Source organism: Orrella dioscoreae, from assembly GCF_900089455.2.
GTDB classification, from domain to species: domain Bacteria; phylum Pseudomonadota; class Gammaproteobacteria; order Burkholderiales; family Burkholderiaceae_B; genus Orrella; species Orrella dioscoreae.
Genome location: NZ_LT907988.1, coordinates 807,446 through 823,865 on the forward strand (window position 1 = coordinate 807,446; position 16,420 = coordinate 823,865).

Annotated in this window: 7 protein-coding genes; all 7 read right to left on the reverse strand. The window is 69.5% G+C overall.

Annotation, left to right across the window (positions count from 1 at the left end; all coding sequences use genetic code 11):
- Nucleotide 1: 1 nt before the first annotated feature.
- Genes ODI_RS03775 through ODI_RS03805 form a run of 7 tightly spaced genes read right to left on the reverse strand, consistent with a single transcriptional unit; the run spans nt 2 to nt 16,419 of the window.
- Nucleotides 2-1,723, reverse strand: a complete 1,722-nt coding sequence (locus ODI_RS03775) for a TolC family protein (protein WP_231968192.1) — start codon at nt 1,721-1,723, stop codon at nt 2-4.
- Between the two features lie 8 nt (nt 1,724-1,731).
- A complete protein-coding gene (locus ODI_RS03780) occupies nt 1,732-11,826 on the reverse strand; it encodes a putative Ig domain-containing protein (protein ID WP_067749676.1) in 10,095 nt (3,364 codons plus the stop codon).
- 35 nt (nt 11,827-11,861) lie between these two features.
- Complete coding sequence (locus ODI_RS03785) at nt 11,862-13,427, reverse strand: hypothetical protein (protein WP_067749678.1); 1,566 nt, start codon at nt 13,425-13,427, stop codon at nt 11,862-11,864.
- A complete protein-coding gene (locus ODI_RS03790; protein WP_067749680.1) occupies nt 13,424-14,020 on the reverse strand; it encodes a TadE/TadG family type IV pilus assembly protein in 597 nt (198 codons plus the stop codon). The genes ODI_RS03785 and ODI_RS03790 overlap by 4 nt, the downstream gene beginning before the upstream one ends.
- 2 nt (nt 14,021-14,022) lie before the next feature.
- Entirely contained in the window at nt 14,023-14,532 is a 510-nt protein-coding gene (locus ODI_RS03795) for a hypothetical protein (RefSeq protein WP_067749681.1), read from the reverse strand.
- Nucleotides 14,525-15,478 (reverse strand): tetratricopeptide repeat protein, encoded by a 954-nt coding sequence (locus ODI_RS03800; RefSeq protein WP_067749683.1) that lies wholly within the window; start codon nt 15,476-15,478, stop codon nt 14,525-14,527. The genes ODI_RS03795 and ODI_RS03800 overlap by 8 nt, the downstream gene beginning before the upstream one ends.
- A complete protein-coding gene (locus ODI_RS03805) occupies nt 15,475-16,419 on the reverse strand; it encodes a type II secretion system F family protein (RefSeq protein WP_067749685.1) in 945 nt (314 codons plus the stop codon). The genes ODI_RS03800 and ODI_RS03805 overlap by 4 nt, the downstream gene beginning before the upstream one ends.
- Between the last annotated feature and the right edge of the window lies 1 nt (nt 16,420).

Consider the following 16,420-nt stretch of genomic DNA (forward strand, 5'->3'; position numbering starts at 1 on the left):
GTCAGCGCGCACTCACGGGCAGCGCCTGCACGGCGGCAGGTTCGGCGCCGGCGCCGGCCACGGAACCCAGGTGGTTCCAGGGGCTGCCGCTGACGTTGCGGCGCGCCGGCGGCGCGGCGGGCGCGGGCGCCGCCGGTTCCGCCAGGGCCACGGGCGTGGCGGCCGGGGCATCGGTCTGCGCCAGGCGCGGCACGTCTACATGGCCGCGCTCGATCAGGCGATTGGTCTCGGCGATGTCGCGCGCCAGGCTGGCCAGGCTCTCGTCGGCGATGCGCTCGGGCAGCGGGTCGATGCCGGCGGCCTGGTAGACCGTGTTCTGGGCATTGACGAGTTCGGCATAGCTGAGGTCGCGGGCGCGGGTGGCCAGCAGCGTCTCCACCTTGGCGCGCACCAGCTCCAGGTGGGTCTCGGCGCTGTTGCGCGCGGCGTTCTCGGTCTGCACCTGGATGGCGTCCTGCAGGCGGCTCAGTTCGTTGGCGCGCGTGAAGGCGGACTCGGCGCGTTCGCGTTCCAGCCAGGCGATGTGCACCTGGCTGAGCACGGTCATGCGCAGGGCCTGGCGGCGCAGCACGGCCACTTCCTCGCGCGATTCGCCCGCGCGGCTGATGGCGGGCCACGACAGCACGTTCAGCAGGTTCCAGCTGACCTGCACGCCGGCGTCGGCCCAATTGTTGTTGGCCAGGTACTTGTTGCTGTCGTAGTTCAGGCCGCCGAAGAGTTGCGCGTTGGGGAAGAGGCGCAGGATCGACATGCGGGTTTCCAGCACGGCGTTGCGGGCCAGGTAGCTTTCCTCGCGCAGCTCGGGGCGGCGCACCATGGCCAGCGCTTCCAGGTCGTTCAGCGCATAGGCCAGCCGGGGCGGCGCCAATTGGCCTTCGTCGGGCAGCGCCAGCGTGAAGTCGGTGGCGGGCGGCAGGTTCATCAGCGTGGCCAGGCGTGCCTTGGCCTGGGCCAGTTCATTCTCCAGCGCTTCGGTCTGGCGCACCATGTTGAGCAGGTCGCGCTGGTAGCGCAGCGCCAGGATCGGCGCCACCAGGCGCTTCTCCTCGGTCTGGCGGGCGTACTCCAGCGTCTGGCGGGCTTCGGCCAGGGTCGAGGACACGCGATCCTTCAGCCGCTCGGCGGTGACGGCATTCCAATAGGCGCTGCGGGTCTGGCGGATGATGTCTGCCACCACGCGGCGGCGGCGCTCTTCGGCGGCCAGCGCCTTGTTGCCCTGGGCCTTGGCGCCGAAATAGCTCAGGCCGAAGTCCAGCACGTTCCACGACAGCTGCAGGTCGGCGGTCTCGCCTTCGCGCTCCTGGCTGGTCGAGGGCACCAGCGATTGCGCGCCGGTGGCCAGCGATTCGCTGGACGAACCATAGTCATTGCTGCGGGTGCGCAGGCCGGCGCGGGCGGTCAGCTTGGGCAGCATGCCCTGCTTCTGCACGTCGACCAGGTTGTCCTCCAGCGCGCGCTCCATCAGGGCCAGGCGCTGCTGCAGGTTGTACTTCACGGCGCGGGCGATGGCTTCGTCAAGCGTGACCGGGCCGGACAACGGCTCCTGCTGGGCGAACATCGCGCCGCGGTCGCTCTGGTCGTGCGCAAGCAGGTCCTGCGTGCTCAGGCGCTCGGGCGGCGCCACGGCGCAACCGGCGAGCAATGCCGTGGCGAGCACGGTCAGGACGAGGGGGCGGGTGGCGCGGCGTGGCATGGGCGTCTCGAAGTTAGTCGTGTGAGTCATGGCGAAGATCAGCTTTCTACGGTGAGGGGGGCGGCCGGCCGGGCGCTGTCGGACGCTTGGGCGGGCGCTGTCTGGACGTCGTCGCCCAGGCTGGCAAGGAATTGGCGAGCCCGGTCCAGCAGGTCCTGCGCGGCGGTCTGGCGCAGTTGCTGGCTCAGGGCGGGTTTGTGGGCGAGGGTCGCGGCGTCTTCCTGGGCGGCGTCATGCATGGGCGCCCAGGCCACCGGCTTGGCCGCCGACAGCGTGACGGGCACGCTCAAGATGTCGCCCGTGGCGCTGCGGACCACCAGCACCAGCGACAGGCGCTCGGTGCCGGAGAGGCCGGGCGCCACGATCAGGCCGCGCGCGGCATCCAGGCGCAGTCCGCCGGGCAGGGGGCTGCCGTCGGCCATGCGCAGGCCGATGGCCGCAATCGGCTCGGTGCTGCGGATGAGGCCCGCGGGCAGGGCATACAGTTGCCGGTTGCCGGCCAGGTCATTGCGCCAGACCCCGGCCAGCGAGGCGACGGAAGCACTCAGGCCTTGTGCGTCGGGGCCCGCCAGCACGATGAGGCGGGACGTGGCGCCGTTGGGCGTTTCCATCCGCCAAGGCGTGGCGGTGTCCGCGTCCCGGCGTTCCAGGGAGTCGGCCAGGAGCTGGTCGAGCACCTGGGCGGCGTCGCGGGGTTGGGCGCCGTTCGTCGCGTCGCGCGGCGTCGACGCGAGGCTGTCGGCGACGACCGGCGGCGCAGGCGCGAAGGCTTGCGAGGTGAACCAGGTCACGGCGTCCTCCGCGTCCACGGGGGCGCGCACGTCGAAGACATCGTTGCGCTGGAGGATGAGGACGTCCGGCGGGGGCGCGTCCGCCGGGGTGCCGGGGGTGGGCGCGGTGCCGGGATCGGTGCCTGGATTCGTACCCGGGTCCGGATTGGGCACGACGCTGGCCTCGGCGACCGTCAGCGTCACGGTGCGCGTGATGCTGGCGCCCGAGGGATCGGCCGCGCTCACGGACAGGGAGTAGGCCCCGATGGCCTGCGCGCGGCCGTAGATGGTGCGGGTGTTCGGGTCGAACACCAGGCCCTCGGGCAGGCCCTGCACTTGCCAGGTCAGCGTGTCGCCGTCGGCATCGGTGAAGAGGCCGGCGGGCAGGGTGTAGGAATACGCTTCGCCAGCACGTGCCGTATCGGGCGTGACGGTGATGCCGCTGTCGACCGGGGCGGTGTTGGGCGGCTCGGCGATAGTCAGCGTGAGCGTGCGCGTGGCAGTCTTGCCTTCGGGGTCGGTCACCGTGATGGTGATGACGTGGCTGCCGACGGCCGTGGCGGTGCCGCTGACGGTGCGCGTATCGGCATCGAAGCCGAGACCGTCGGGCAGGCCGGAGACGTCCCAGGTCAACGTATCGCCGTCGGGGTCGGAGAAAAGCGTCTCCGGCAGCACCAGGCTGTAGGGCCGGCCGCGCAATGCCTCATCGGGGGTGAAGGACTCGCCGCTGTCCTCGGGGGCGCGGTTGGGTTCTCTCACGGTGACGTCCACGGTGTGCGCGGCGCTGTCGATCTCGCCGTCGTTCAGGCGCACGGTGATCGATCGGCTGCCCGCCGTGCCCGTGTCGCTGGCGTAGCTCACCTGGCGCAGCAGGGCGTTGGCCTGTTCGCGGGTCAGCGCGGCGGTGAAGCGCAGGGTGGCGGTGCCGCCGGTCTGCGACAGGGTCGCCACGGCCTGGCCGTCCAGCAGGATGGTGTCGCCGTCCACGGTGTAGCCGTTGCCGGCCAGCACGCCGTAACGGTCGCCGGGCTGGCCGGTCAGCACGAGGCTGGCGCCCTGGTAGTTGCCCGCGCCGCCGTCGGCCGCGTCAAGCTCCGCATCGCGGATTTCCAGCGTGGGGGCGAGCAGGACGGGGTCGCCGCCGATGATGGCGACAGGGCTGGCGGCAGGAGGCGTGCGCAGTACGGTCAAGGCGTCGCCGACGACGATGACGCCGCCGTCCGCCGACACCACGACCTGCTCCGCGCCGGTCATGCCCTGGCGGGTTTCCAGCAAGGCCAGGGTGGCGGTGGCGTAGTAGTTCAGGGAACCATCGGACAGCGTCACGAAGAGCGCCTTGCCGTCCGCCGACAGGGCGATGCCTTCGACGACCTTGTCGCCGTTGATCGTGCCCAGGTAGGTCAGCGCGCCGGCGGCGGCGTCCAGGCTGAAGGCGTGGACGGCTTGGGGGTGCTCCTCGACCGTCCACGTGCCTTCCCACCCGTTGAAGGTGCTGGTGCGGCTGTTGGCGATGAAGATCGTGCGGCCGTCCTCGCTGACCGCCAGGTGCTGGATGTTGTCCAGCGTAATGGTCTGGCCGCTGGCGTCGGTGCCGCCGGAGTGGATGTACCCCAGTGCCGTCGGCACGCCGTCGGCATCACGTTGGAACACGATCAGCGTCGACCCGTTGGACGGCAAGGTCACGACGAAGACGAGGTCGCCGCGCACGACGATGTCGGTGGGCTGCCACAGATAGGGGGCATCGTTCATGCTGGCTGGCAGCGCGCCGCCGAAGCTCACGGTCCCGCTCGCGGCGTCGCGGTTCAGGTACAGCAGGGTGGTTCCGTTGATGGCGTACAGGTTCTTGCCGTCTTGCGACAGAGAGATCGCCTTCAGGTTGAAGAGCGCGCTCTGGTCGACGTCGTGATCGCTGACCAGCGTGGCCTGGTGGCTCAGCCCGCCTTGTGCGTCCACCGCGAACGTGGCGATGGCATTGCCGTCCGCACGCAGGGCGTAGAGGTTCTCGCCGTCGGCCGACAGCAGCAATTGCTTGATGCCGTCCACGCTGCTTTCCGCGGGGAACGTGCCGACGTGGCTCAGCATGCCGGTCTGCGTGTCGCGGCTGAAGAGCGCAATGGCGCCTTGCGCGTCGCTCACATAGACATGCGTGCCGTCGCCGGACACCGTGCTGGCGGTCAGCGTGCCCAGGCCGGATATCGTGGCCAGCGCCTGCACATCCTTGAGTTCGCCCAGCGACAGCACCGGGTCGTCACCCACGACCGGGGCGTCGTTGATCGTGGTGATGTCGATGGCGAAGTCCAGCGCCGCGGACGCCAGGCCGCGCTGGTCGGCCAGCGTCACGCTGACCGCCACGCTGTCGCCGGGCACATTGCTGCTGTTGGCATAGGTGACTTGCCGCAGCGTGTTGCGCACGTCCGCCGTGGTCGGCGTGGTGCCGGCCGCGTCGCTGAAGCGGATGGTCATGACGCCGTCGGCGACGGTCAGTTGGCCGATCGTCACGCCGTCCTTCTTCAGGTCGGTGCCCTCCAGGCTCAGGCCATTGCCCGGCCTGAATCCCAGCACGTCAGACGCGCTCTTGCCCGCGCCCAGGGAGATGGTCAGCACCGCGCCGTCGTAGTTGCCCGCGCCGCCATTGAAGGCATCCATCTGGGCATCGGACAGGGTTGCGCCTGCCGCGATCAGCACCGGCTCGGCCAGCTCCGTATAGGGCACGGTGGCGCCGCCGTCCAGCGTGGGCGCGGTGTTGGGGCTGGCAGGGCCCGCCAGCGTGACGGTCACGGCATCGGCGAGCGTCGTCGTCTGGTTCTGGTCGGCCCACTCCGTCACGGCCATGCTGATCACGCGGCTGCCGCTGGCGGCATCGCCGGTGTGGCCATACGAGAGGCTGTCGATGACCGCGGCGACGTGCGTGGCGGAAGCGTTGAAATACAGCGTCACGGTGGCGACGCCATTGGCGAGCTGCACCGAGTACTGCTGGCCGTTGGGCAGGGTGAATACGCCGCTCAACGATCGGTCCAGCGTGATCCTGCTGCCGCCGACGGCCAGGAAATCGCTGGCATCCGAGGGGCTGACGGTCAGGATGACGCGCGCGATGTTCTGGCCCGCCTCGACGGTATCGATCACGGTGTTCTCGAAGAGCTTCACCCGCTCGCCTTCGGCCTGGAAGGTGGGCGAAAGCGGCGAGGTGGTGACGACAGGCGGGTCGTTTACCCCCGTCAGCGCGATCTCGGCCGACAGCGTGTCGCTGTTGCCGTCGCCGTCGTTGAGCGTGACGCGCAGGGTAATGCGGTCGCCGTCGGCGGTGGGATCCTTGCTGTCGTTGGCGTAGGCGATGCGGCGCAGCACCTGCTGTGCATCGGCCTGGCTGATGGCAGCGGTGAAGACCAGCGTGAGCGTGCCGCCGTCCTGCTTGAACGTGCCGATCTCCACGCCGCCCAGCAGGAGCCGTTCGCCGTCCAGCGCCAGGTTCGCACCGTCGATGAAGCCATAGCGGTCGTCGGTTTGTGCGCCGCCTTCGCGTGCAATCGAGATGCTGGCGCCGTCGTAGTTGCCCAGGCCGCCGTTCAGCGCGTCCAGTTGCGGGTCGGAGAGCGTGGCCGAGGGCAGCACCGCCACCGGCGTTTCGCCTTCGGTGTAGGCGGCCGGGGCGGGTTTCAGCGCCAGGGTCAGCAAGCCGTCGCCCGAAGAGAAGTCACCCACCAGGTACAGTCTGGTGCCGTCCTCGCTCAGCGTGGCGCCGCGCAGGGCGTCCAGGCCGATGCCGCCTTCCCACCGGTCCCCCCATTCGGTCAGCTCGGCGACCGGCGAGGGGGCGCCATCCGCGCCGAGGCGATAGATGCCGATCTTGTCTTCGCCGATCAGGAAGAGCGCCGAACCGTCGGGCGACACGATGACCTGGCGGGCGGCGCCGTCCAGGGTGGCGGCGGCGACCGCCGTCAATTGGCCGTCGGCCCCCAGCGCCAGCGTGTGCAGGCTGGCGGTGCCGTCTTCGCCTGCGTCGACGACGTAGAGCGTCTTGCCGTCGGGCGAGAAGGCCAGCGTGGAGGAATAATAGAACGCGCCCTGCGCCGCGGGGTCCTGGCCTTGCGCGGCCATGACGAAGGTCAGGGCGCCGGTGGCGGGGTCGACCCGGAAGACGCTGGCCAGCGTCGCGCCGCCGGCCGTGCCGACCACCAGGTAGTTGCCGTCAGGCGACAGCGCCAGCGAATTGGCGGCATCCACGTTTGCACTGCCGCTGCCCGAGGCGGGCAGGGTGTCGGTCAAGGTGAACGCATCGCCCTGGCGGGTGTAGACCAGCAGGCTGTCGCCCGCCGCCAGGTAGACCTTGTCGCCTCGCGCCAGCACGTCGCGGATCATGCCGTGGGTCTCGACCGCATCGGCGGCGAAGCTGCCCGCGGCGGTCAGGTCGCCGGTCGTGGCATCGCGGCCAAACAGCGCGATGCCGGCCTCGCCGACCACGTAGAGCGTCGCACCGGCAGCCGAGACGCGCATGGTGGAGGCGCCGGTCAGCGCGGGGACTTCCGCGTGCGTGAAGGTTTGCACCACCGATAGCGAGCCGTCTTCGGCGCGCTGCAGGACATGGAGCCTGAAGACCGGATCGTCGTTGAACGTACTGCTGTTCCATGCCGTGGTGGGTTGCAGGATATAGATCCTGTCGCCCACGGAGACCACGCTGGTCGCCTCGTCGAACAGGGCGGTGAAGCCGTCGTCGGCGACCGGGGCATACACCTCGGGCGAGTCCAGCGAGTCCGCCGGCGTGTTCAACGCCGGCGCCTCGTATTGCACCTGCACGCGCGTGCTCAGGCTGAGCGACGCCGTGTCCTGGCCCCCGTGGTCGTTGCCGCCGTTGTCGCGCAACGATGTCAGCGTGATGGCGCGTTCACCCAGCGTGGGCTCGGCGCTGCCATTGGCGTAGCGCGCGCCGTTGATGAGCGCCGTGGCGGCGGCGTTGTCCAGGCCAGCCGAGGCCTCCAGCACGACGGTGACGATGCCCCCGTCCACCGTGACGGCATAGGCCAGTCCGCTCGACGTGGTGCCGGTGCCGGCCACCAAGGGGATGGCGGTGCCGTCCAGCGTCAGCGTCTCGCTGGCGCCGTTCGCCACGCCGGACACGGTGAACGTCAGTTGGGTGATGGTCTGGCCGGCTTCGACGGTCGAGACGTCCGCGTCCTGGAAGAGCGTGACGGGATCGGCGCCGGGATCGTAGCCAGGGTGGGTCGGCGTGGCGGTTGCCACCGGGGCGTCATTGACCAGCGTGACGGTCAGCACCAAGGCCACGTCCGCCTTGCCGCTGGGGAATTCGTCCTTCACCGACAGGGCCAGGCGGATGGTGGTGGACGGGTCCTTGCTGGCGTTGACGTAGCTGATGCGGTGCAACACCTCGTTGGCGGTGGCGGTGGAGGCCGCGGCGGCGAAAGTCAGCGTGAGCGTGCCGTCGACGCTGGTGAAGCTGGCGATGGTCGCGCCATCGAGCTGGATGTCGTTGCCGACGCGCTTGAGGCTGTCGCTGTCGGCGAAGCCGAAGCTGTCCTCGGCATTGGCGCCGCCTTCGCGTGCCAGGGTGATCGTGGCGCCGTTGTAGTCGCCCGCGCCGCCGTTGCGCGCGTCGTAGTCGGCATCCGACAGCGTGATGCCGGCGGCGGGCGTCGATGCCGTTCCTTCGGTGTGGCTGCCGCGGCTTTCGTCGCCGGCGCTGATCATGCCCAGGGCGATGACACCGAAGAAGCGGTGCTTGCCGCCATAGATGGACTTGCCGTCCTCGCTCACCGCGAAGCGGGTCATGCCGCCCGCCGTGACGATGCTGCCGGCGTTGGTGGCGATGCCGTCATCTCCCACCCGGTACAGGCTCAGGCCGTTGCCGCCCGCGCTGCCCAGGTACAAGGCCTTGCCGTCGGCGGAGAGCGCAACGCCGTGCGCCGTCTGGCTGCCGACGGCGACGCCCTTGGCGTCGACCAGGCTGATCGCCTGGGTGGCGCTGTCGAAATGCAGCGTGGTGAGATAGAAATTATCGGTCGTGAGGTACAGGTTGTTGTCCGCCGACACCACGAATGCATTCACGCCGCTGAATGCATTGCCGCTGGGCAAGGTGCCCACCTGGGTGGCGGTACCCGTGGCGTCGGTCCAGTTCAGCGCGGTGCCGTTGCGTGTCAGTTGCCCCGCCAGCGACAGGCTGCCGTCGGCCGCGGCCGTGTAGACGGTCAGGCGGGCGGCGCTTTGCACGAACACCGTGCCGTCCGCGCCGACCTGCATCGACATCGCCGTGCCGAAGCCGTTGCTGTGCGTGTAGTCGCCCAGGGCCGTCAAGCCGCCGTCGGCGCCAACCGTATAGGCATAGACCCGGGTCGCGGAGAGGGCATAGAGCGTGTTGCCGGTGTCCGCGATATCCACCTGCAGGATGCGTTCCGGGATGACCGAGGATGCGCCGCTCTCGGTCAACAGGCCGTCGCTGCCCACGGAGAAGCTCGTCACGGTATAGGCGGTGCCGCTGCCGCTGCTGGCATAGATGCGGCTGCCGTCCTTGGCATAGGAGAATGTGGTCGCGCCGGCCAGCGCCAGCGCCTGGCGTTGCGTCAGTGCGCCCGTGGCCGCGTCGCGGCTGTAGACGTACAGCGTGTGGGTGCCGTTGCCCAGTTGTCCGGTGCTGGCGGCGACCAGCAGCGTCTGGCCGTCGGCCGACAGCGTGATCTGGTTGACGTATTGCGAGAAGCCCTCGAGCGTGCCGTCGTGCGTGTAGTTCAACGTATCGGTGTCCGGCGTCAGGGCGGGTGCGCTGTTCTGGGCTTCGGCGGCATCGATGACCCGCAGCGCCAGGACGTGTTCGGCGCGCGCGCCATGCTCGTCGGTCACCGTGATCGTGATCTCGTAATCGCCCGCCGTGGTGGGTGTGCCGCTGATCGTGCGCGTGGCGGCATCGAACGTCAGCCCCGCCGGCAGCGTGCTCGTGCTCCAGGTCAGCGTGCTGTCTGCGTAGCCGCTGTCGGGGTCGCTGAACATGGCCGCGTCCAGCGTCACGCTGTAGCCTGCCTGGCCCTCGGGGGCAAGGGGCAGCGCGGCGGGCGCGGTGTCGCTGACGACCGGCGGACGGTTGTCGATCTGGTCGACGGTCAGGGTCAGGGCATGTTCCGCGGTGGCGCCGTAGGCATCGCTCACGATCACCTTGACGGCGAAACTGCCGGTCAGGACCGTGGTGCCGGAGATCGTTCGCGTGGCGGGATCGAAGCTCAGGCCCTCGGGCAGGCCGGTGACGCGCCAGGTCAGCGTGTCGCCGTCGGCATCGGTGAAGAGCGTGTCGGGCAGCACCAGGCTATAGGGGGTCTCGCTGACCGGGCCGGCGGGTGTGTAGCCCGTGGCGACGTCGTCGTCGACCCGCGGGGCGGCGTTCACCGGCAGCACGACCTCCACGGTATTGCTGTCCAGGGCGCCATCGTTGCCGCTGACGGTCAAGGTGATCGGGGTGCCCGCCGTGGCGTTGGCATTGGCGTAGGTCAACTGGCGCAGCACCTGGTTGGCGGTGGCCGTGCTGGTGGCGGCGGTGAACGTGATCGTCAGCGTGCCGCCGGTCGCGTCGAACGTCGCGATGGCCGCGTCGTTGAGCTGCAGGGTGTTGCCGACCAGGGCCAGGCCATTGCCGCTGGCGAAACCGAAATTGCTGCCGGCGCCGTGCGCGGCGTCCACGCTGATGGTAAGGGTCGCGCCGTTGTAGTCGCCCGTGCCGCCCGACAGGGGGTCGGCATTGACGTCGGAGAGCGTCAGGTTCTCGGCGAAGCGCACAGGGTCGGCGCCGATGGTGTAGGCGTGCGTGGTGGACAGGCGGGAGAGGCTGCTGCCGCCCACCACGATGTTCTCGCCATCCGGGGAGATCGCCAGCGTGGCGGCGCCGTCCACGCCGGACACGGTGCCGCGTTCGACCAGCGTGTCGTTGGCGGCGATGACATAGACCGTCAGCGTGCCGTTGCTGGAGGTGGCATAGAGCGCGCTGTCGTTGGCGCTGACGGCCAGCGCCGTGACGCCGCCCAGGGCGACGCTGCCGCGGGCTTCCAGCGTGCCTTCGCGCAGTGCGTAGATGCGGATGGTGGAACCGTCGCCGATGAATACCAGGCTGCCGTCGGCCGTGGCGGCCAGCGAGGGCGTGGTGCCGGTGGGAATGCCGGTCACGAGTGATCCGAAGTCCAGCTTGCTGAGCGTGCCATCCTCGTTGCGTTGCAAGGTCACCAGGCTGGTGCCGGACGCCACGAAGACATAGTCGCCGGTGCTGAAGACGGTGCGGGAACGCCCGCCGCCCAGCGCGCCCTCGTCCAGGCGATGCACCAGGGTCAGGTCGCCCGTGGCCGCATCGCGGTTGTAGACCGACATGCCGTTGTACTGGTGGGTGACGTAGAGCTGCTTGCCGTCGTCGGACAGGGTCATGTTGCGCACGGTGTCGCCCACGCTCATCGCACGCGCATTCGACAGCGTGCCGTCGGCGCCGATATCCAGCGTCACGACCTGTCCGCCGGAGATGCCGTACAGCGACTTGCCGTCGGCGCTGACTGCCAGGTCGACCAGGTTGCCCAGGCCCTCGACATTGGCATGCAAGGCCTTGAAACTCAGTTCGTCGTGCTCGCCGATCGTAAAGACGGCAATGCTGCCCGATGCGTTGGCCGCATAAAGATACTTGCCGTCGCGGGAATAGGCGACCTCGCGGCTGCTGCCCAGGTCGGCCAGCGTGACGGCCTGCGACAGGTCCGGCACGCCAGCGTCGGCCAGCACCGGCGCGATGTTGATCTGGTTGAGGATCTCGATCTCGGCGCCAATGTCCAGGAGCGCGGTTTCCTGGCCGGCGTCGCTCAGGCTGGCGAGCTTCACCTGGATCGTGCCGCTTTCCACCGTCCTGTCGAGCGGGCGATAGGCCATGCCGTCGATCAGCGCGGCCACGTCGGCGGGCTGGTAGCTCGCCGACGAGCTGATGGACAGCGTGATGGTCGTCGTGCCGCCGCTGATGCGCACGTCATAGGAATAGCCGTGGCCGGCGGTGCTGCCGGTGAAAGACGTGGCCTGCAGGGCGATTTCGGTGCCGTCGATGACGATCGCATGCTTGGCGCCGCTGCGATCCACGGTGATCACCAGGTTCTCGAGTTCCTCGCCCTCGGCATCCGGATGAACGGTGACATCGTCGAACAGGTCCACGGTGGGGAAACTGTCGGTGCTGTCGGTGATCGTGATCTTGCTGTCTTTCGGCGTGGCTTCCACCCCTGGCGCCGTCTCGGTGGGCGCGACGTTCTTGGCGACGTCGACGGCCGTCTCGACCATGGCGGCGTCCAGCAGGAAGCGGGGTTCCAGGGCCAGGGTCTGGTGGCGGAAGGTGGCGGAGCGGCGAAGGGTCATGGCTGTCTTCTCAGGATGAAGCAAGGGGGCCGGGCTCATTCGATGAGCGTGGTCAGCGAGGCAAGCTGGCGAAGTTCGTCGGCGAGATCGTCCAGGCGGGCCTGGATGCGTCCTTCGGTTGCGACGAAATCGCGGCCAGGCAGGTAAAGCTGGTCGGCGCCTTTCTCGGCGCAGACGGCAAGGCCCGGACCGGCGATCTTGCGGAACGCGGATGCGCTTTCCACGTTGCCATCCGAACCCAGATCGTTGTTGGCCGTCTCGTCGCTGCCGGTCACGATCAGGTAGAACTTCAGGCGGCGCGCGCGGAAGCTGGTGCACAGATTGCGGAATCGCTGCGTGATGACGTTGGCGTCGCTCTCGTCCGGGGTATCGCCGACACCATCGATCCGTTCGCCCACCCATGCGTTATAGGAATCCGAGTCGAACCAGCGCTGGTCCGTGGAGTTCACCAGCAGCACGATCGCCTTCACGCGGTCGCCGGTGCCGTCGTCGAAGTCGCGGGGCAGATCATCCTCCAGGCCCCAGCCCGCGTCGCCCTGGAAGGACGGGGAAAGCGCCATGGCGGCCCAGCCCATGGCGATGGCATAGTTGTTGTTGAAGCGCGTGGACATCTGGTCCAGGCGTTGGTCGATCTCGGCCTGGTCGTTGGTGAGCGGCAGCAGCGCCGCGTTCGGGCAGCCCCGGTCAGCCACCATCCAGCGCGTGTCGTTCACGCCCGTCGCCTGGCCAAAGAACGGGTTCGGCCCGACCCAGCTGATGGGAGGCGCGCCCGGGCTGCCGTTCTCGGGCAGGTCATGGCGGTAATAGATGCCGAACTGCTTGGCGGGCGGCTCGTCCCAGAAATAGTTCTGGTTGCGGTTCAGGCCGCGATACATGCACAGCAGATTGGCGCGGCGGTCCGGGATGCGGCGGTCGTTCAGGCCGCTGTAGCCCGACCGGAACAACGACGTCAGTTCCACCGGCCGCAACGCGCCGTTCCTGCTCCAGTCGATGATGCGATTGGCATGGCGCGGGTCGTACACGTTCACCGCCTGGCTGAAGGGCACGAGGGCGACCCAGGTCTTCTCGGATTCCGCGATCAGCCGGCGCGAGAAACTTTTGCCCAGGCGTCGCAGCACGGCCAGGTTGGCCGCGTTCTCGCCCAGCGTGTTGGGCAGCACCAGGGCGACCTCGAGCGAGCGCTGGCGCGAGATGGCGGCGGATGCCACCTCGAGCGTCTGCGCGGGCGTGCTGGCCAGCATCGAGGACGCGACGAACGAGGCCCGGACGCGCACGCCGGGCGAGTCCTCGAACGTGATGGCCTGGGCGCTGACCGTCAGTTCGCCCTCGAGCTGCGTGCGGTCCATGCCCAGGTTGGCTTCCACGTATCGCTGCGCGATGTCCTGGATGTTGGCATCGCGCGAGCCCGCATAGGCGCCGGCCGCGGCGAGCGCCGCCGCATCCGTGGCGCGCTTCAGTTGCGCGGCGTCCGCGGTCATGCGCGTGCCGTCCGACGAGAACGCCGACAGGGCCACGGCGCCGCCGATGAGCAGCAGGAGGAAAATGGCGGCAGCGCCGCGTTGGCGGCGAGGGAAGGCAAGGCGGCGCGTGAAGGGCATCATGATTGCGGGAAGGCGAGGCCGCTGGCACGGCTCTCGTCCGTCAGCGGGGTGTCCAGGGTGATGGTCTTGTTGGTGGCGCGAAACAGCGTGAGGGTCTCCAGCACCGCCGGCAGCATGACGCCGCTGGACAGCGCGATATCCCCGGTGTCGCGGCAGGCCTTCACGACGATCAGCGACATCGTGCTGTTGTCCACGGCCGCGTTGCTGTTGCCGGCCGGAGGATCCTCGGGCAGCTGGCCGGTGTAGACGCCGCCCGCCACCGGCGCGTCGCACAGCGCATCGGCGCCGCCGCGCCGCAAGGCCCAGGCCACGCGGCCGGACTGCAGCACGTTCAGGATGTAGAGCTGCTGCATCGCTTCATGACCCTGCATCGCGACGTCGGCGAGCACGTCGATCCCGGCCGTGGTCAGCCTGCGCTGGGCGGCGATGTTCACCGCCAGCACGCCGGCGGCGTTCTCGACGCGGATGCGCTCGCTGTGGATACGTTGCATGTCCGCGCCGATCACGCCCACCCCGATCAGGATGGGCAAGGCCAGGGCGGCTTCCACGGCGAAGGCGCCGCGTTGCAGTCGGCGCAGCGAGGGCAGCTTCACGGCTATTCGGTCTCCGTGCGTTGCGGCAGGTAGGCCAGCACCTGCTGGTAGCGGTAGCGGAAGGCGCTGCTGTCCACGCCCAGGAGGCGCGGCAGCGGCGTGATGAAGTCCTTGCGGATGTCCACCTCGATGCGCCAGGCAGGCTGGCTGCTGAAGGCGTTGGGCGTGGTCTCCTCGTCTTCCGTGCCGCCACCCATCGCGTCCAGCGAGGTGTAGCGCTCGACTTCCACCGTGGCGATGTTGGACTCGTCCAGGTAGTTGTGCGAGGCGGCCGCCATGCGCTGGCGCAGCAGCGACTCCATGGCGCCGCCGTCGGCCAGGCTGGCCGGACCGTCCTGGCGGAATTGCTGCACGGCGCGCTCCAGCGCGCTGGCGCCCATGTTGATGGTCAGGCCGATGTTGGCCAGTTCCATGAACATCATGGCCGCGGCGATGATCACCGGCAGCACATAGGCCGCCTCGACCGACAGCGAGCCGCGCTGGCGGCGCGGCAGGGCAGGACGCTTAGCCATTGCCGTCCTTCTCCTGCTCGCGCAGCTGCAGCAGGTGGCGGCTGGCCGCCAGCAACTCACCGGCCACGGGGGCGCCGTCGCGGATGCGCTGGCGGCGCTGGGCGAAGTCCTCCAGCGCGCGCGGTACCAATGAGGGCGACATGATGGCCGAGAGCGACTGGCGCGCACCCGCTTCGTCGCCCTGCAGTGCGCGGGCGAAGGCGAGGTTCAGCGCCAGGGTGGGCAGGGTGCGGGCATCGGTCTGCGACAGCAGGCGGATGGCTTGCTCGGGGTCGCCGCTGGCCAGGTGGGACAACGCCAGGTTGTTCAGCGCACGGAAGTCGGACGGGTCCAGCTCCAGGGCCTGGCTGAAGAGCTTGCGCGCACCGTCGTGGTCTCCGCGCGCATCCAGCAGCACGCCCTTGGCGTTCAGGGCCGGGACGTTGTTGGCGTCGACGGCGAGCGTGCAGTCGAAGTCCGCCAGCGCGGCATCCTGCAGGCCCATGTTCATGCGGGCGCGGCCCAGGCCGTTGCACAGGGTCACGGTGGCGGCGGCGGACAGTTTCGCGCCTGCCTCGTTCAGCGCGCGGCGCGCGCGTCCGAACAGGGCCAGGTTCTCCTGCGGGCTTTGCACGGGCGCCGCGACGCTGGCGTATTCCAGCACTTCCAGCGGCTTCAGCGCGCCGCGCTGTTCCAGTTGCGCATAGACGCCGGCCGCGCCTTCATAACGGCCCTGGTCGCGCAGCAGGCGGGCCAGCTTCAGGCCTTCGGCCGTGCTGTCGGCGCTGTTGGCCGGCGGACGTGGTGCCGCGGCGGTGGTGGGGGCCGGCGTGGGGACGTTGCGCTTGCCGGCAGGCCCATTGCTGGCATCGGCCTGGATGGTGATGCCGCCGCAGGCGCTCAGCGTGGCGGCGAGCAGGCTGGCCGCCAGCGGGCGCAGGAGTCGGGAAAAGGAAGGCACGGTCATTGCATCAGGGTCCGGATGACGCGCATGAGCGCGGGGGTGGCGACGATGGCCACCACGGGCGGGAGGATCAGGGTCATGAGCGGCACGCTCAGCTGGGCGGGCAGCTTGCCGGCCTTCTCTTCCAGTTCCAGGATGAGGCGGCTGCGGCTTTCTTCCGCGATGGTGCGCAGTGCCTGCGCCAGCGGCGTGCCATAGCGTTCGGCCTGCAGCAGCGAACCGACCATGCTTTCGATGGTGGGCACGCGGGTGCGATCGGCCAGGTGGCGCAGCGCCGCTGCGCGGTCGGGCAGCAGTTGCAGCTCGGCGCTGGTGTAGGCAAGTTCGTCGGCCATGGCCGGCGCGCTGAAGGCCAGTTCTCGTGAAACCACCTTCAGGATGCGCGGGAAGGGCAGGCCCGCTTCGGCGCAGATCACCATCAGGTCCAGGGCGTCGGGCATGCTGCGGGTCAGGGCCTCGTGGCGGCGCGCGGCGCGTATCTTGACCACCAGTTCGGGCAGGGTGGTGCCGACGAAGAGCGCCACCAGGCCGACCGCCAGGCCCGACATGCCGAAGCGGCTTTGCGGGCTGGTGAACAACCACAGGCCGGCCGCGCAGAGCAGCACGCCGCTGCCGTACTTGGCCGCCATGAACAGGCCGGTGGCTTCCGCACGGCGCCAGCCCGCCTGGGCGAGCAGCCGCTCGATGGCCAGGCGGTCCTGTGCCGTGCCGGCCAGTTTCTGGCCGAAAGCCGCGATGGCGTTCAGCGCGGGCGACAGCGGCGCGCGATCATTCAGCGAGATGGATTGCGCCGCCAGTTCGGCGCGCTCGGCCTGGTTGGGGCCCAGGCGCTCATGCAGGGGATTGCGGCGCGACTCGGCGCGCAGCAGCCACACCGTCAGCACCAGGCCGGCCACGAAGGCCAGCAGCAGGACGGGTGCAAGAGGATCGGAGAGGAAGGACATG